13 protein-coding genes are annotated in these 17,049 nt (G+C 73.0%); 9 read left to right on the forward strand and 4 right to left on the reverse strand.

What is annotated here, in order from left to right:
• Positions 1 to 20: 20 nt before the first annotated feature.
• The 4 genes from AC6JBM_RS48500 (at position 21) to AC6JBM_RS48515 (ending at position 4,372) form a co-directional block, all read left to right on the forward strand.
• The gene (locus tag AC6JBM_RS48500) at positions 21 to 542 is read left to right on the forward strand and encodes an acyl-CoA thioesterase (RefSeq protein ID WP_497980343.1); all 522 of its coding nucleotides are present in this window, start codon (positions 21 to 23) and stop codon (positions 540 to 542) included.
• A gap of 148 nt (positions 543 to 690) precedes the next feature.
• Positions 691 to 1,236: an RNA polymerase sigma factor gene (locus AC6JBM_RS48505; RefSeq protein WP_497980344.1), complete on the forward strand. Its 546-nt coding sequence runs from the start codon at positions 691 to 693 to the stop codon at positions 1,234 to 1,236.
• Positions 1,233 to 2,333, forward strand: coding sequence for a hypothetical protein (locus AC6JBM_RS48510; RefSeq protein WP_497980345.1), 1,101 nt, complete (start codon positions 1,233 to 1,235; stop codon positions 2,331 to 2,333). The genes AC6JBM_RS48505 and AC6JBM_RS48510 overlap by 4 nt, the downstream gene beginning before the upstream one ends.
• Before the next feature lie 89 nt (positions 2,334 to 2,422).
• The gene (locus AC6JBM_RS48515) at positions 2,423 to 4,372 is read left to right on the forward strand and encodes an acetoacetate--CoA ligase (RefSeq protein ID WP_497980346.1); all 1,950 of its coding nucleotides are present in this window, start codon (positions 2,423 to 2,425) and stop codon (positions 4,370 to 4,372) included.
• Here AC6JBM_RS48515 and AC6JBM_RS48520 read toward each other — a convergent pair.
• Positions 4,356 to 4,997, reverse strand: a complete 642-nt coding sequence (locus AC6JBM_RS48520) for a TIGR03089 family protein (RefSeq protein WP_497980347.1) — start codon at positions 4,995 to 4,997, stop codon at positions 4,356 to 4,358. The two genes, AC6JBM_RS48515 and AC6JBM_RS48520, sit on opposite strands and share 17 nt — an antisense overlap.
• 97 nt (positions 4,998 to 5,094) lie before the next feature.
• On the opposite strand from AC6JBM_RS48520, the gene AC6JBM_RS48525 reads away from it, so the two are divergent.
• The 3 genes from AC6JBM_RS48525 (at position 5,095) to AC6JBM_RS48535 (ending at position 9,728) form a co-directional block, all read left to right on the forward strand.
• Complete coding sequence (locus AC6JBM_RS48525) at positions 5,095 to 7,182, forward strand: FG-GAP-like repeat-containing protein (protein ID WP_497980348.1); 2,088 nt, start codon at positions 5,095 to 5,097, stop codon at positions 7,180 to 7,182.
• Positions 7,183 to 7,350: 168 nt separating this feature from the next.
• The gene (locus AC6JBM_RS48530) at positions 7,351 to 8,499 is read left to right on the forward strand and encodes a glycosyltransferase family 4 protein (RefSeq protein WP_350612054.1); all 1,149 of its coding nucleotides are present in this window, start codon (positions 7,351 to 7,353) and stop codon (positions 8,497 to 8,499) included.
• A gap of 110 nt (positions 8,500 to 8,609) precedes the next feature.
• Entirely contained in the window at positions 8,610 to 9,728 is a 1,119-nt protein-coding gene (locus AC6JBM_RS48535; protein WP_497980349.1) for a mannose-1-phosphate guanylyltransferase, read from the forward strand.
• A 556-nt stretch (positions 9,729 to 10,284) separates the two neighbouring features.
• Here the strand turns inward: AC6JBM_RS48535 and AC6JBM_RS48540 are convergent.
• The 3 genes from AC6JBM_RS48540 to cofD are packed head-to-tail and all read right to left on the reverse strand — an operon-like array spanning position 10,285 to position 12,862.
• Entirely contained in the window at positions 10,285 to 10,833 is a 549-nt protein-coding gene (locus AC6JBM_RS48540) for an NUDIX hydrolase (protein WP_497980350.1), read from the reverse strand.
• Positions 10,830 to 11,909, reverse strand: coding sequence for a coenzyme F420-0:L-glutamate ligase (locus AC6JBM_RS48545; RefSeq protein WP_497980351.1), 1,080 nt, complete (start codon positions 11,907 to 11,909; stop codon positions 10,830 to 10,832). Before AC6JBM_RS48545 ends, AC6JBM_RS48540 begins: the two co-directional genes overlap by 4 nt.
• Positions 11,906 to 12,862 carry a 2-phospho-L-lactate transferase gene (cofD, locus tag AC6JBM_RS48550; protein ID WP_497980352.1) on the reverse strand — a complete coding sequence of 319 codons (957 nt, stop codon included), beginning with the start codon at positions 12,860 to 12,862 and terminating at the stop codon, positions 11,906 to 11,908. The genes AC6JBM_RS48545 and cofD overlap by 4 nt, the downstream gene beginning before the upstream one ends.
• Positions 12,863 to 12,986: 124 nt before the next feature.
• Here cofD and AC6JBM_RS48555 point away from each other — a divergent pair, with 124 nt between their 5' ends.
• Positions 12,987 to 14,429 carry a hypothetical protein gene (locus AC6JBM_RS48555; RefSeq protein WP_497980353.1) on the forward strand — a complete coding sequence of 481 codons (1,443 nt, stop codon included), beginning with the start codon at positions 12,987 to 12,989 and terminating at the stop codon, positions 14,427 to 14,429.
• Positions 14,430 to 14,534: 105 nt separating this feature from the next.
• Positions 14,535 to 17,042 (forward strand): bifunctional FO biosynthesis protein CofGH, encoded by a 2,508-nt coding sequence (locus AC6JBM_RS48560; RefSeq protein ID WP_497980354.1) that lies wholly within the window; start codon positions 14,535 to 14,537, stop codon positions 17,040 to 17,042.
• The last annotated feature ends 7 nt before the right edge of the window (positions 17,043 to 17,049 follow it).

Consider the following 17,049-nt stretch of genomic DNA (forward strand, 5'->3'; position numbering starts at 1 on the left):
CGCACCGTACCGTCTTTGGCATGACCGAGCACACCGCCCGACCGCCCGGCCGCCCCACCGGTTACTCGCGGGTCACGCTGAGCCGGATCATGACCGCGGTCGACGTCAACCTCTACGGCACCGTCCACGGCGGCGTGATCATGAAGTTCATCGACGACGTGGCGGGCGCGGCGGCCGCGCGGCACAGCGGCGGGACGGCCGTGACCGCCTCGATCGACGAGATCGCGTTCCTCGAACCGCTGCGCGTCGGCGACCTCGTCCACGCGTTCGCGCAGGTCAACTGGACCGGCACGAGCTCGATGGAGGTGGGCGTCCGGCTCGAGGCCGAGCGCTGGGACGTGGTCAGCGAGGCCGACCCGCTGGTCGTGGCGACGGCGTACCTCGTCTTCGTCGCCATTGACGCCGAGGGCAAGCCCCGCCCCGTCCCGGCCGTGGTCCCCGATTCGCCCGTCGACGAGAGCCGGTGGCGCGAGGCGGAAATCCGACGCGAGCACCGTCTCGCCCGCCGGGACGCGATCCAGCAGCATCGATCAAACCGCTGAAGGGTCAAAAGCTGAAAGGTCAAAAGCGGCCCATGGCTCGGGTCCGCGTCAGTCACTGACCGTCGCTCCCGCCAGACATCCCGGCCTCCGCGGTGGCAAGAGCGAAAACCCCCGGGAACAGCGCGCCGGGCACCGGACAAGAAGGTGTGTGGACCCGGAAGGCAACCTCTTGATCGCGGACGGCTTCACCGCCCTCTACGACCGGCACGCGCGGGCGCTGTACCGCTACTGCGCGCGCCGGGTGGGGCCGGATCTCGCCGAGGACGCGGTGGCCCAGACGTTTCTGGTCGCGTACGAGAAGCGCCACACCGTCGACCCCGGCGCCGACCCGCTCCCGTGGCTGTTCGGCATCGCCACCAACGTGCTGTTCCGCCATCGCCGCGACGAGGTGCGCGGCTACCGGGCGCTGGCCCGGACGGGCGCGGACCCGCTGCTGGTGCAGGTGTCGGCGGAGAGCCACGCGGCTCGGACGGACGAACGGGTGGATGCCGGCCAGCGGGCGCGCCTCATCGCGCGAGTGCTCGCCAAGCTGCCGGCCCGCCAGCGCGACGTTCTGCTGCTGTTCGCAGTCGCCGACCTGTCGTACGCGGAGATCGCCGAGGCGCTGCACCTGCCCCTCGGCACCGTCCAGTCGGCGCTGCACCGGGCCCGGACCAAGTTGCGCAAGGCACTCGACGAGGCGGAGCGACGATGAGCACTGACGATAAGGACCTTCTGGCCCTGCGGGAGTTCCGCACTGCCCTGGACGCCCCGCCGGAGGGGGTGCTCGTGAAGGGCCGCTACCGGCTGGCCGGCAGCGAGTACCGCCCCCCGGCGCGCCGCCGCCAGTGGCTGCTGGCCACCGCCGGCGCGGCCGCGGCCCTGGCCGTGGTCGTGGGCGCGGCGGTGGCCGTGCGGCACGCGGGCGGCCCGGCGGGCGACGGCGGCCAGGCCCCGGCCGGGCGCCCGGCCACGAGCGGCGCGCCTACGAACGGCAAGCCCGCGGACATCCCGGTCGCGATCGGCACCCGGGCTCCGCTCAACGCCAAGGTCAGCGGCGACGGGGGCGCGACGCACGCCAAGGCGGTCGCCGCGATGGATCGCCTGGCCGACGCGGGGGCGAGCGCCCGGCCGATGCCGGTCCCGGCGGGGCAGGTGCTCTACGTGAAGACGTACAACCTGACCGCCGGCGAGCAGACCTACGTCCACGAGCTCTGGATGGACCCGGTCACCATGGTCACCCTGCGCGTCCGCCGCACCGACGGCACGCAGACGATGGACGCGCCGAGCACCCAGGAGGAGATCGACCAGGCCGCGGCCACCCCGGCGGGCCTGTACCGCCCGACCGCGCAGTTCCTGGCCGGCCTGCCCACCGACCCGGGCCAGCTCCTCACGTCCTGGCGGCAGTGGGCCCAGACCGAGTACCCCGGCCGCCCGGCCGACGCCATGATCTGGAAGGACGCCTTCGAGCTGATCGACTACTCGGAGCCGTTCTGGACACCGCAGCAGCGGGCCGTCATCTACAAGGCGCTCGCGCAGATGCCCGACGTGAAGGCGACCGCGGCGAAGATCGACAACCGGCCGTACGACCTCGTCTGCATGGATCGTGAACCCAACGGCTCGGGCACCGTGGACTGCTGGTTGTTCGACTCGGCCACGGGCCGCCACGCGGGCAGCGCCTGGCCGTCCAAGAATCTGGCCCTGAACCCGGGCAACGTCGGCCTGATCGACTACGGCACCCAGCCCCGCCCGGCCCCCGCCGTGCGGCCGAGCAGCCCGCCCAAGCCGAGCGGGTCCGCGAGGACGAAGTAGTGCGATGTGGGTGGGCTCCATCCGATCGAGGGATCGGATGGGGTTCACCCACACTGAGCGACCGTTCACGCGTATCGCAAGATGGACCAATGGCAAAGGTGCTCTGGGAACCCCCGTCGGACGTGCGTGAAAACACCCGTATCGGGGCGTTCCTGCACCGGCTGGAGGCCGAGCGCGGCCTGGCCTTCGACGACTACCAGGCACTGTGGCAGTGGTCGGTCGACGAGCCCGCCGAGTTCTGGCGCGCGATCTGGGACCACTTCGAGGTCATCGCGCATGTGGCACCCAGCGACACCCTGCCCGACGCGACGATGCCCGGCGCCCGGTGGTTCCCCGGGGCCCGCCTCAACTACGCCGAGCACGTCCTGCGCATGCCCGGGGTCGCCGACGACGAGCCGATCGTGATCGCCCGCTCGCAGACCCGCGGGCCCGTCGAGCTGACCGCCGCCGAGCTGCGCGAGCAGGTCCGCCGGGCGCGGGCCGGGCTGCGGCGGCTGGGGGTCGGCGAGGGGGACCGGGTCGCGGCCTACGCCCCGAACATCCCCGAGACCTTCGTGCTCCTGCTCGCCGCGGCCAGCCTCGGCGCCATCTTCTCCAGCTGCGCCCCCGAGTTCGGCACCCGCTCCGTCGTCGATCGCTGGCAGCAGATCGAGCCGAAGGTGCTCGTGGCGGTCGACGGCTACCGCTACGGCGACAAGCCCATCGACCGCACCGCCGAGGTCGAGGCCATCCACGCGGCCCTGCCGTCGGTCGAGCACGTGGTGCGCATCGGATACCTGAACCGAGACACAGACCCGACCCGGGACGACTGGTCCGGGCTCACCGCGGCGACCGACGAGCCGCTGGAGTTCGCCGCGGTCCCGTTCGCGCACCCGCTGTACGTCCTCTACTCCTCGGGCACGACGGGCCTGCCGAAGCCGATCGTGCACGGCCACGGCGGCATCCTCCTCGAGCACCTCAAGATGCTCGCCCTGCACCACGACCTCGGCCCGGGGGACCGGTTCTTCTGGTTCACCACGACCGGCTGGATGATGTGGAACTACCTCGTCTCCGGCCCCGCCGTCGGCGCCGCGGTCGTGCTGGTCGACGGCAACCCGGCCCACCCCGACCTCGGCTGGCTGTGGCGGGTGGCGCAGGAGTCCGCCACCACGTACTTCGGCACCTCCGCCCCCTTCCTGCTCTCCTGCCGCAAGGCCGGGCTGGTGCCGAAGGACTTCGCGGACCTGAGCCGCCTGCGCGGGGTCGGCTCCACCGGCGCGCCCCTGCCGCCCGAGGGCTTCGAGTGGGTCTACGACGCCGTGTCGAAGGACGTGCTGCTGGCGTCGGCCTCGGGCGGTACCGATGTCTGCACCGCCTTCGTCGGGGGAGTGCCGCTGCTGCCGGTGCGGGCCGGCGAGATCGCCTGCCGGGCGCTCGGCGCGCGGGTCGAGGCGTTCGCGGCGGACGGCACCCCGGTGGTGGGCGAGCTCGGCGAGCTGGTGATCACCGCCCCGATGCCGAGCATGCCGGTCGGGTTCTGGGGCGACGCGGACGGGAGCCGCTACGCCGAGGCGTACTTCGGCACCTACCCGGGCGTGTGGCGGCACGGCGACTGGATCACCATCGACGAGCGCGGCGCGTGCGTGATCACCGGCCGCTCGGACGCGACCCTGAACCGCGGCGGCGTCCGGCTCGGCACGAGCGAGTTCTACTCGGTCGTGGAGGGGCTGGACGAGGTCGTGGACTCTGTGGTCGTACACCTGGAAGACCCCGAGGGCGGCGCCGGTGAGCTGCTGTTGTTCGTGGTGCTGGCCGACGGCGTGACCCTCGGCGACACGCTGCGGGCGCGCATCGCCCGGGAGCTGCGCACCGCGCTCTCGCCGCGACACGTCCCCGACGAGGTCTTCCAGGTCGGGGCCGTGCCGCGCACGCTGTCGGGCAAGAAGCTGGAGGTGCCCGTGAAGCGCATTCTCACGGGAACGCCGGTGGATCGGGCGGCCGCCAAGGGCGCGCTGGCGAACCCGGAGTCGCTGCAGTACTTCGTCACAGCACGGCGGTAGCCTGCTCCGACGCCGCGCGCTGCTCGAGCTTCGCCGGGTCGCTGTTGACGCTCAGCACGATGCTGGCCCCGGCGACGAGCGGCGCGACGAGCCACTCGACGGGGTCCGGGTGCGCGACGGCGTCCACGAGCACGCGCCCGGCGGGGTAGCCCAGCGCCCGCGCGCGCTCGACCAGGTCCTCGGTCCCGGCCCCGCCGACCGGCCCCGGGTAGTGGTCGCCGAACTGCCGCACCTCGGCCACGTAGTCCGCGAACCCCTCCGGCACCCCGCCGCGCATCGGCAGCCCCATCGGCGCGAGCCCGAGCACGTACCGGTCGGCCGGCCCCGGCGCGCCCGTCTCCGCCGCCGTCAGCGACGCGAACTCCACGTCGGCCCCCGCGCCCGTCGGCTCCCCGTAGGCCACGCTCAGCCCGGCCGTCCACGCGCCGAGCAGCACCGCCGCGGTCTGCCAATGCGCGGGCAGGCGCACCGCGGCCAGGTCGCCCGGCCCCAGCCCGCACCCGTCGACCAGCAGGTTCGCGGTCTTCGACACCCAGTTGGCCAGCGTCGCCCCCGACAGCTCCGTCCGCTCGCCGGTCGCGTCGTCATAGAACGTCAGGAACGGAAGTGACGGGTCTTTACCCACAAATGCCGCAAAGAGTGAAGGAACTGTATTCCCCATATGTCCAATTAATCCCTTCCATAGCATCTCACCTGATTTCTAGCGAGATGGGGCAAGCGAGATGGGTGTCTGGGCAACGCGACGATACCGGCGCAACAGGCTGGTCGCCCTCGCCGGCTGCTCGCTCGCCCTCCTCGCCGCCGGGGCCATCGGCGGCGGCGCCGCGGCCCGCACGAGCGAGCCCCCGGTCGCCGACGAGGGGCTCACCGCGCCGGTCGAGTGGGCCAACCCGGCGGCCACGGCCCCGGGCGGCAGCGGCGTGCCCACCCGCGTGACCCGCGTCGCGCTCGGCGACTTCGACCGGCCCGCGGACGGGGTGAGCGCCCAGAGCGGGGTGCTCGAGGACGTACCGCTGGACGGCGGCTACCACAAGACCACCCGCAGCCGGACGCTCACCGTCACCCGCACCTCCGTCGCGCCCTTCAGTGCCGTCGGCGTCACCTGGCGCGAGACCGAGCGCATCGGCGCGGTCAGCGTCGCCGTGCGCCACCACACCCCGGGCGGCGCCTGGAGCGCGTGGCAGACCGTCGGCGCCGGCGAGGCCGACCGCGATCCGCAGAGCGTGCCGGCCCGGCCGCGCGGCAAGGCCTCGCCCTCGCCGAGCGCGCCGGCCGCCGGCCCCGTCGAGCGCGGCGGCTCCGATCTCGTCTGGGTCGGGCCGAGCGACGGCGTGCAGATCACCGTCAGCGCCACCGGTGGTTCGGCCCCGCACGATCTCGCCGCCGACCTCATCGACCCGACCGACTCGCCCGCCGACGCCGCGCCCCCGGCCCCGCCCGTGCTCGAGGACGCGCCGGTCGCGCTGCGGCCGTTCATGCCGGTCATCAACCGCCGCGCCTCCTGGGGGGCCAATGAGCAGCTGATGGACTGGCGGCCGCAGTACGCGCCGATGGTCAAGGCGGTCGCGGTGCACCACACGGCGACGGGCAACGACTACTCCGAGGCCGACGTACCCAAGATCCTGCGCTCGATCTACCAGTACCAGACGGTCAGCCGCGGCTGGGGCGACATCGGCTACAACGTGCTGGTGGACCGGTTCGGCCGGCTCTGGGAGGGCCGGGCCGGCGGGCTGAGCCGTCCCGTGGTCGGGGCCCAGGCGGGCGGCTTCAACACCGGTACGGCCGGCATCGCCATGATCGGCACGTACTCCTCCGTGGCCGTCCCGCCCGCCGTGGTGGAGTCGGCCGCCAAGTACACCGCGTGGAAACTTTCACTCAGCCAGGCCATCGACCCGCACGGGAACGTGACGCTGACCGGGGGCGGCTCCACGTCGCGGTATCCGGCCGGCACCACCGTCACCGTCCCGCGCGTCTTCCCGCACCGCCAGACCAACCCCACCGAGTGCCCGGGCGCCCGCGGGATGGACGCCCTGCCGGCGATCCGCGACCGCGCCGCCGAGCTGCTCGGGGACCTGGTCAAGCCGCAGACCGTGCGGTCGCTCATGGCGGCCTACCGCCCGGCCGACGGCACCGTGCGGCTGCAGGGGATCGCCCAGCCCATCTTCACGTCCGGCCCGAACGAGATCGCGGTGCCGGCCGACTACAACGGCGACGGCAAGGCCGACGTGGCCACCTGGTCGCCGATCACCGGCAACTGGACGATGCTGCTCACCGGCGAGGGGCGCTCGGTCGCCCAGTGGGGCCTGCCCGGCGACGTGCCGGCCCCCGCCGACTACGACGGCGACGGCAAGGCCGATCTCGCCGTGTTCCGGCCGTCCAACGGGGTCTGGTACATCAAGGGCGTCGGCGAGCTGCAGCTCGGGCAGACCGGCGACCAGCCCGTGCCCGGCGACTACACCGGCGACGGCAAGGCCGAGCCCGCGATCTGGCGCCCGTCCACCGGCCTGTGGGCGATCCGCGCGATCCGTGAGTGGCAGTTCGGCGAGCCCGGCGCGATCGCGGTGCCCGCGGACTACGACGGCGACGGCCGGCTCGACGCGGCCGTGTGGTCCCCGTCGACGCAGCAGTTCACGGTCACCGGCCAGGCCCCCGTGCGCCTCGGCGACCCGGGCGACACGCCGGTGCCGGGGCAGTACGACGGGGACGGGCGGGCGGACCTCGCGGTATACCACGACGGGCGGTTCGACGTGCGGGGAATAGGGAAGTACGAGGTCGGAGCGCCCGGCGACGTACCGATGCCGCTGAATTGAGCAAAACTTGAACTTCCGACTCGGCACATGAGTTGATTCAGGCTGAATCCTGGGTGGAACTCACGATGCGAGTCGCGTCGTGGACATCGATCACCGGCGGATCGGGCGTAGGCTTTGCCGCGAGACCGTCGCACCGAAGATCCGCATCGAGTTCAAAGGGAGTGCCCCGTGACCCCCGGCCGACCGCCACGCGTGCTCGTAGACGCCACGAGTGTCCCAGCCGACCGAGGCGGGGTGGGGCGCTACGTCGACGGTCTCCTGGGCGCGCTGGGCGCGCTCGACGCCGACCTGGCCGTCGTGTGCCAGCGCACCGACGCGGAGCGCTACGGGCGGCTCCTGCCGAACGCGCGGATCATGTCCGCCCCCGCCGCGGCCGCGCACCGCCCGGCCCGCCTGGCGTGGGAGCAGACCGGCCTGCCGATGCTCGCCCAGCAGGTCGGCGCCCAGGTGCTGCACTCGCCCTTCTACACGTGCCCGCTGCGCGCGGGGTGCCCAGTGACGGTGACGGTCCACGACGCCACGTTCTTCACCGAGCCCGAGCACTACGACAAGTCCCGCCGCACGTTCTTCCGCTCCGCGATCAAGACGTCGCTGCGGCGCGCCAGCCGGGTGATCGTGCCCAGCAAGGCGACCCGCGACGAGCTGATCCGCCTGCTCGACGCCGACCCGACCCGCATCGACGTGGCCTACCACGGCGTCGACCCGGATGCGTTCCACGCGCCCAGCGACGACGAGAAGGCCCGCGTGCGCGCGCGGCTGGGGCTCGGGTCGACGGAGTACGTCGCCTTCCTGGGGGCCAAGGAGCCCCGCAAGAACGTGCCCAGCCTGATCCGCGGCTGGATCTCGGCCGTGCGCGACCGGCCCGACCCGCCCGCGCTGGTGGTCGCCGGCGGCCAGGGCCACGACGACGAGATCGACGGGGCCATCGCGGAGGTCCCCAGCCACCTGCGCCTGCTGCGCCCGGGCTACCTGCGCTACGCGGACCTGCCGGGCTTCCTCGGCGGCGCGGTGGTCGCGGCCTACCCGTCCTTCGGCGAGGGCTTCGGCCTGCCGATCCTGGAGGCGATGGCCTGCGGCGCGCCGGTGCTCACCACGCCGCGGCTCTCCCTGCCGGAGGTGGGCGGGGACGCGGTGGCCTACACCGGGCCGAGCCCCGACGAGATCGCCCGCGACCTTGCGGCACTGCTCGACGACACGGAGCGACGTAACGCTTTGGCCAAGGCCGGCGCCGCGCGCGCCAAGGAGTTCACCTGGGAGTCCAGCGCCGAGGTCCACCTCGCCGCATGGGCGAGAGCCGCGGGCCCCCGCGGTTACTGACCCCGGGTGACCTCCAATGTCACCCGCCGAAACGGCGCGAGGCGATTTCGGTAATGGTGTTGACACCCCCGAGTTGTGAGAAGGCACCCTTTTCCGGGCATGATGGGCGCGTGTTCTACGCGGTGATTCCTGCAGGTGGCAGCGGCACGCGGCTATGGCCGCTGTCGCGAGCCGGCCATCCGAAGTTTCTCCACGCCCTCACCGGGACCCCGTTGTCGCTGCTCCAGGCGACGTACGGGCGTCTCGAAGGCCTGGCGACGCCCGAGTCCACATTCGTGGTGACCGGCGTAGCGCACGCGGCCGCCGTGGCCCGGCAGCTGCCGGGCCTGCCGGAGGGCAACATCCTCGTCGAGCCCACGCCGCGCGACTCCTGCGCCGCGATCGGTCTCGCCGCGGCGGTGATCGCCCGCCGTGACCCGCACGCCATCATGGGCGCGTTCGCCGCCGACCAGCTGGTCCGCGACGTCCCGGCCTTCCAGGACACGCTCCACCGGGCGATCCAGGGCGCCGAGGACGGCCTGCTCATGACGATCGGCATCACGCCGACCCACCCGGAGACCGGCTACGGCTACCTCCACGTCGGCGAGCCCACGGGCACCGGCGACGTGTGCAAGGTCGCCGAGTTCGCGGAGAAGCCCGCGCTCGACGTGGCCCAGCGCTACGTCGACTCGGGGGAGTACCTCTGGAACGCCGGTATGTTCGTCTGGCGCGTGGACGTGTTCCTCGACGAGCTCGCCCGCCAGCAGCCGGCCCTGCACGACGGCCTGCGGCGCATCGCCGAGTCCTGGGAGTCGCGCGAGCGCGAGGAGGTCCTGGCCGAGATCTGGCCCGGCCTGACCAAGATCTCGGTCGACTTCGGCGTCATGGAGGGCGCGGGCCGAGCCGGCCTGGTCGGCACGGTGCCGGGCAACTTCGGCTGGAACGACGTCGGCGACTTCCACACCCTGGGCGAGCTGCTCGAGACCGACACCGCGGGCAACGTGGTGGTCGAACTCGGCGGCGTCATCGACGACCCGGTCGTCGCCCAGAAGCCGACGGTCCTCATGCACGACGCGGAGCGCGTGGTCGTGGTCCCGCGCTCGGGCCGCCTGGTGGCCGCGGTGGGCGTGAGCGACCTGATCATCGTGGACACGCCGGATGCGCTGCTGATCTGCCCGCGCGCTCGCGCCCAGGACGTGAAGAAGCTGGTCGACTCCCTGAAGGAGCGCGGCTCGAGCGAGCTGCTGTAGGGCGGCGCTTGCCCCGGGCCCGGGCGCTTTCGTCCGGGCCCGATCGCTTCTCGCGCTTTTGTGTGCGTCCGTCTCCGCTCGCGCACGACTGCTTCCCGTGCTGTGTGCGTGCCGGTCCCTGCCTATGCACGACTGCTTCTCGCGCTTTGTGTGCGCCGGTCTCCGCTCGTGCACGACTGCTTCCCGTGCTGTGTGCGTGCCGGTCCCTGTCTATGCGCGACTGCTTCTGGCGCTTTGTGTGCGCCGGTCTCCGCTCGTGCACGACTGCTTCCCGTGCTGTGTGCGTGCCGGTCCCTGTCTATGCGCGACTGCTTCTCGCGCTTTGCGTGCTCGGGCCCCTGCTCATGCACGGCCCCTTCTCGCGGCCCCCGCTCATGCACGACCGCGGCCCGCCCCGGACTTCGTGAGCGGCTCGGCGCCGTCCGTTTTGCGGCAAAAGCCGAACTCGCCCGCCGCTGAACCCAACACACCCGATATTTGACCCGCCACCGCATAAATCCGGATATGTCGTGACGAGGAACGAGTCATGACATATCCCGGATCAGCACCAGCCGAGTCAGACGCGCTTGGCCCAAGCCAGCGCCGGCCCGACCAACTGCTCAGTAGCATCAGCAAGCGGCTCAGGCAGCGAATCCGGCGCAAACCACCCAAGCGCACTGGATTCCGCGCTGACGAGCTCAACGGCCCCGGCCGGCGCGATCGCCGCATACCGGATGTCGTAGTGCAGCGATGACCCGCCCGAGCAGTGCACATGGTGCACATCGAGGTCGATCGGCGCCTCGCTCACCCGCAGCCCGAGGATGCCCGACTCCTCCGACGCCTCGCGCAGGGCCGCGCCCGCGATCGTGGTGTCGACCGGCTCGCAGTGCCCGCCGAGCTGCATCCAGCGGTTGACCCGGCCGTGCAGACACAGCAGCACCCGCTCCGCGTTAGCGTCCACGACCAGGGTGCTCGCGGTCACGTGGCCGCCGGTGTGCTCGCGCCAGACGGTGGTCGGATCGGGCCGTACGAAATCCAGGAACCGCTGTCGGGTCGCCTCGGCCTCCGGCGAGGGAGCCGCCCAGTCCGACAGCACCGCCAGTGCGTCCTCGTGCAGCGTCGTCATAGTGACGGCAGGCTACCGCGCCCGATGACGAGCACGCCGAGGGGCACGCCGCCTTCGGGCAGCTCGGCGGCGAGTGTCGCCGGATCGGTGACCTCCAGCCAGCCGCTCGCAAGCCCATCAGCTGCGAGAACGGCTCGCAACCGCTCCGCCGTCCGGCCCGCCTCGGCCGCTGCGCGCAGATCGCCGGCCGGGGACCACACAATCACGGCCGCCACGGTGTCGGCCGGAACCGTCACGCTGCGTGTCTGCGGGAACGGCAGGGCGGGCAGGCGCACGGGTCCCTCGGCCGGGGCGAAGCCGGTCGCGTCGGGCAGCTCGGCGGCGGCGCGCAGGCCGCGGGCGGTGGCCTCGGCGGTACCGAGCGCGAACAGATCGGCATCGGCCCCGCGAATGAGCTCGGCGGCGCCGCGGCCGTGGTCGGGCGCGAAGCCGGGCGCGAACCCGCGCACCACCGCGACCGGCACCTGCGCCGTCTTGCCCTTCACCAGCTCCGCCGCGGCGGCCAGCTGGTCGATCTGGGCCATCTGGGTCAGCTGGAGCTCGTTGCCGTACGCGTCCCGCTGGCCCCGGTAGTCGACCACCGCGTCGACGCCGGCCGCGCCGATCGCGAAGTCGACGAGGCCGAGCCGCCACGGCCGGCCCATGGTGTCGGTGATGACGACGGCGACGTCGAGCCCGAAGCGCTCGCGCAGCTCCTCGCGCAGCGCCCGGGCCGAGGCGTCCGGGTCCTTGGGCAGCAGCACCAGGTGCGTGGAGTCGACGTTGGACGCGTCGATGCCGGCCTGGGCGAGCACGAGCCCGTGGTGCGTCTGCACGATGCGGGTCGGGCCGCGCTCGGCGACCACGCGGGCGGTCTCGGCGCGCAGCGCGGCCTCGCGGGCGGCGTCGCGGTCGGGCCCCTCGGGCGGCAGCTCGACCAGCCGGCCCTCGGCCTTGCTTACGATCTTGCTGGTGACCACGAGCACGTCGCCGTCGCGGAGCCAGTCGGCCGCCCCGGTGATGAGCTCGGCGAGGTTGTCGCCCGGCCGCACCTCGCCGATGCCGACGACGGGGTGGACCTCCAGCGACGGGATCATGCGACACCCACCGTGGCGAGCGCGTCGCGGACCATGGTCGCGGTCGCGGCCTCGTCGGTCATCCAGAGCGGGACGGCCCGCACCCGCAGGCCTGGTACGACCACATCCACGTCCGACGAGTCGACCAGCCAGGCGTCGAGGACCCCGCCCTGTGACCGGGCCCCGAGCAGCCCGCCGACGCCGGCCGCGCTGCACTCCACGCCCATCACCTCCAGGCACTTGTCGGCCATCCCGCGCACCGGGGCGGAGCCGATGATGGGGGAGAACCCGGCGACCGGCGCCCGGCCGCCGGCCACGGCGTCGCGGATCGCGGGCACGGCGAGGATCGGGGCGATGGAGACCACGGGATTGCTCGGCGCCACCAGTACGACATCCGCCTCCGCGATCGCGTCCAGCACCCCCGCGGCCGGCTTCGCGGTCTCGGCCCCGACGAACACGAACCGCTGGGTCGGGATCTGCGCGCGGTGACGGATCCACCACTCCTGGAAGTGGATCGCGCGGGTCGCCCCGTCGACCTCCACGACGGCGTGCGTCTCCACGCGGTCGTCGCTGGCCGGCAGCATGCGGATCCCGGGCTGCCAGCGGTCGCAGAGCGCCTCGGTGACCGCCGAGAGCGGGTAGCCCGCCTCCAGCATCCGGGTGCGCACCAGGTGGGTCGCGATGTCCTTGTCGCCGAGGCCGAACCAGGTGGGCTCCGCGCCGTAGGCGGCCAGCTCCTCCTTGACCGTCCAGCTCTCGCCGACCCGGCCCCAGCCGCGCTCCGGGTCGGCTCCGCCACCGAGCGTGTACATCACGCTGTCCAGGTCGGGGCAGATGCGCAGCCCGTGCAGGGTCACGTCGTCGCCCACGTTGATCACCGCGGTGACGTCGGCGCCCGTCTCCCGGGCCACCGCGCGCACCCCGAGCAGGAAGCGCGCGCCGCCGATGCCACCTGCAAGAACCACGATCCGCATGCGTCCAATCCTGCCCCACCGCCGTCACGTCGCCGTTGGGGGTCTCTCACGGACGCGAGAATCGCCGCCGGCAGCTAGGCTGCTGGCGACCTGTTGCACGGACCGCTTCACTTCGGGAGAGCCAGTGAGCACCCAGCCACCCGATCCGACCTCCACCGGGGCCTACCAGCCCCAGGCGGCGCCGCAGTATCAGACCCCGGCCCCGGCGACGCAGGCTGTTCCCGTCTCGGGTGCCGCGCAGCAGCAGTACCAGGCCGCCCCCGTCTCCGGAGCCGCGCAGCAGTATCAGGCCGTTTCCGTCGCGCCGGTCGCGCCCCCGGATGCGAAGAAGGCCCGCGGCCTGCTGGAGCCCTACCGCGAGCTGGCCGCGTTCGGCCTGCTCGGCGCCGTCGCGCTGATCCTGCTCGCGGGGCTCGTGCGCGTCCTCACCGGCCTGTTCAACTCGTTCCTGGCCACGGCGACCGCGTCGTTCTCCAACGTGATCGGCTTCGAGGTCATCCTGCTGCCGATCGTCGCGGTCGTGCTCGTGCTGCTGCTCGACCCGGTCACGCCGCGGGCGAAGATCGTCGTGCTCATGGCGATGATCGAATACGCCATCGCCGCGGTGCTCGGTCTCGTGCTGCTGCTCGGCGGCCTCATCGGCGACTTCCAGAGCGAGGGCCCGATCGGCTGGGCGCTCGGCGGCTTCCTCGAGCACCTGGCGGGCCTCGCGCTCATCGGCCTCGGGCTGTTCCTCGCCGCGCGGATCTACCTCGGCGCCTACACGGCCCCGAAGCCGGTCGCCTCGCCGTACCAGGGCTACCAGTACCAGCAGCAGGCCTACGCCCAGCAGCAGTACGCCCAGCAGTACGCGCAGCACCAGGCCGCGTACGCGGCTCAGCAGACCGGCTACGTCACCGGCGCTCAGCCGGCCTCGCAGCAGCCGGCCCAGCAGGCCCCGCAGCAGCCGGCCACCCAGGGCTGGCAGCAGCCGACGACGGGTGGCACGCCGGTGGTCGCCGCGCAGCCCCAGGCCTACCCGACGGCCCAGCCGACCTCGGGTGGATACGCGGCGCCCGCCTACGCGACCCCGGCGTACGCGACGCCGGCCGCCCCGGCCGTGCCCGCCGCTCCGGCTGTGCCCGCCGCTCCGGCCGCGGCCGAGACGGCGGCGCCCGCGGCCCAGCCGGCCTCCGGGCCTCCGCTGAGCTCGCCGTTCGCCGCCTACACGGCGCCGGCCCCGACCCCGGTGGCCGACGAGCCCGTTTCGGCCTCTCCGGCCGACGCCCAGTCGTCGACGCCGCCCGGCGGGTTCGCCTCGGCGGGCTGGCCGGGTGGCCACTCGACTCACCCGGCCCCGGCCGAGGAGGAGGGCACGGCGGTGCTCAGCCCGGCCGACCCCGACGCCACCCAGCAGGCGCCCGTGGTCAGGCCGGCTGAGCCGGCCGCACAGGAGCCGGCCGCGGAGGCGACCGCAGCGCAGGAGGCCGTGGACCCGGACCGCACCACGGTGCTGCAGCCGGGTGCCAAGAAGGACGACGAGGGCGAGGCGACCCAGCGCACCCAGGCGATTCCGCCCAGTAACTGACCGTTTCGCCCGCACACCCGTGGCCGCGACCCAGTCGCGGCCACGGGTGGTATTACGTCACACACCGGCCTGGCGAGGAATCGCCCCCCGGCGGCCTACAGTTCGGTGGTGACACCTGAAGGTAGAGGCACCGAAGGCAACGCCATGCGCCGGGCACTGCGGCGGGCGGCCGATGGCCGGACGCTCGACGCGACCGAGGCGGCCGTCCTGCTGAGCGCCCGCGACGCGGCCCTGGACGAACTGCTCGGCATCGCCGGCGCGGTGCGCGACGCGGGGCTCGCCGACGCCGGCCGCCCGGGCGTCATCACGTTCTCCAAGAAGGTCTTCGTGCCGCTCACCCGGCTGTGCCGGGACCGGTGCCACTACTGCACCTTCGCGACCGTCCCGCACCGGCTGCCCGCCGAATACCTCGAGATCGACGAGGTGCTCGAGATCGCCCGCGAGGGCGCCCGGCAGGGCTGCAAGGAGGCCCTGTTCACGCTCGGCGACCGGCCCGAGGAGCGCTGGCCCCAGGCCCGGCGCTGGCTGGACGAGCGCGGCTACGACTCGACGCTGTCCTACCTGCGCGCGTGCGCCATCGCGGTGCTGGAGGAGACCGGCCTCCTGCCGCACCTCAACCCGGGTGTGCTGTCGTGGGCGGAGCTGCAGCGGCTCAAGCCGGTCGCGCCGAGCATGGGCATGATGCTCGAGACCACCGCGACCCGCCTGTGGTCGGAGCCGGGCGGCCCGCACTTCGGCTCGCCGGACAAGGAGCCCGCGGTCCGGCTGCGGGTGCTCGATGACGCCGGGCGGGTCGGCGTGCCCTTCACGACCGGCATCCTCATCGGCATCGGCGAGACGCTGGACGAGCGGGCCGAGTCGCTGTTCGCGATCCGCCGGACGATGCGGGAGTACGGCCACATTCAGGAGGTCATCGTCCAGAACTTCCGCGCCAAGCCGGACACGGCGATGCGCGGGATGCCGGACGCCGAGCTGCAGGACCTGGCCGCGAGCATCGCCGTGGCCCGGCTGGTGCTGGGGCCCAAGGCGCGCATCCAGGCCCCGCCGAACCTGATCGACGAGGAGTACGCGCTGCTCATCCGGGCCGGGATCGACGACTGGGGCGGCGTGAGCCCGGTGACCCCGGACCACGTGAATCCCGAGCGCCCCTGGCCGGCCCTCGACGAGCTGGCCACAAGGACAAAAGCGGCCGGTTTCGTACTGCGCGAGCGCCTGACCATCTACCCCGAGTACGCCCGCCGCGGGGTGCCGTGGCTCGACGCCCGCCTCGTGGAGCACGTCGAGGCCCTCATGGAGCGCGACTCGGGCCTGGCCGACGAGTCCGCGATGCCGGTCGGCCGGCCGTGGCAGGAGCCGGACGGCGGGCACGAGGACAGCGGCCGCACCGACCTGCACACCGCGATCGACGAGCAGGGGCGCAGCGCGGACCGCCGCGGCGACTTCGACACCGTCTACGGCGACTGGAACGAGGTCGCCACGCGCGTGCGGCAGACCGCGCCCGAGCGCCTGGACTCCGACGTCCACAGTGGACTCAAGCTGGCCGCGAGCGACCCGGGCGCCCTGCTGCGGCCCGAGCACGAGGCGGCCGCCCTGGCGCTGTTCAATGTGGACGGTGCCGGGCTGGAGGAGCTGGTCGGCATCGCCGACGACCTGCGCCGCGAGGCCGTCGGGGACGACATCACGTTCGTGGTGAACCGCAACATCAACTTCTCCAACGTCTGCTACGTGGGCTGCCGGTTCTGCGCCTTCGCCCAGCGGGAGCGCGACGCCGACGCCTACCGGCTGTCGTACGAGCAGGTCGCCGACCGTGCCGAGGAGGCCTGGAACGCGGGCGCCACCGAGGTCTGCATGCAGGGCGGCATCGACCCGAAGCTGCCCATCAGCGCCTACGCCGAGCTCGTGCGGGCGGTCAAGGCGCGGGTGCCCGGCATGCACGTGCACGCGTTCAGCCCGATGGAGGTCGTGACCGCCGCGTCGAAGGCCGGCGTGTCGATCCGTGACTGGCTGACCCAGCTCAAGGAGGCCGGCCTCGACACCATCCCCGGCACCGCCGCCGAGATCCTCGACGACGAGGTCCGCTGGGTGCTCACGAAGGGCAAGCTGCCCACGTCGGCCTGGGTCGAGGTGGTGAGCACGGCGCACGAGCTGGGCATCCGGTCGAGCTCGACGATGATGTACGGCCACGTCGACCACCCCGGCCACTGGCTCGGCCACTTCCGGGTGCTGGCCGGCATCCAGGACCGCACCGGCGGTTTCACCGAGTTCGTGGCGCTGCCGTTCGTGCACCACAGCGCGCCCATCTACCTCGCGGGCATCGCGCGACCCGGCCCCACCTGGCGGGACAACCGCGCCGTGCACGCCATGGCCCGCGTGCTGCTGCACGGGCGCATCCCCAACATCCAGTGCTCCTGGGTGAAGCTCGGCGACGAGGGCACGGTCGCGATGCTGCGCGGCGGCGCCAACGACATCGGCGGCACGCTCATGGAGGAGACCATCTCGCGCATGGCGGGCTCCGAGCACGGCTCGGCCCGCACCAAGGAGGAGCTGGAGGCGATCGGCCAGGCCGCCGGCCGTCCGGTGCGCCGCCGCACCACCACCTACGGTCGTGTCTGAGCAAAGG

It is taken from the genome of Dactylosporangium thailandense, from assembly GCF_059739745.1.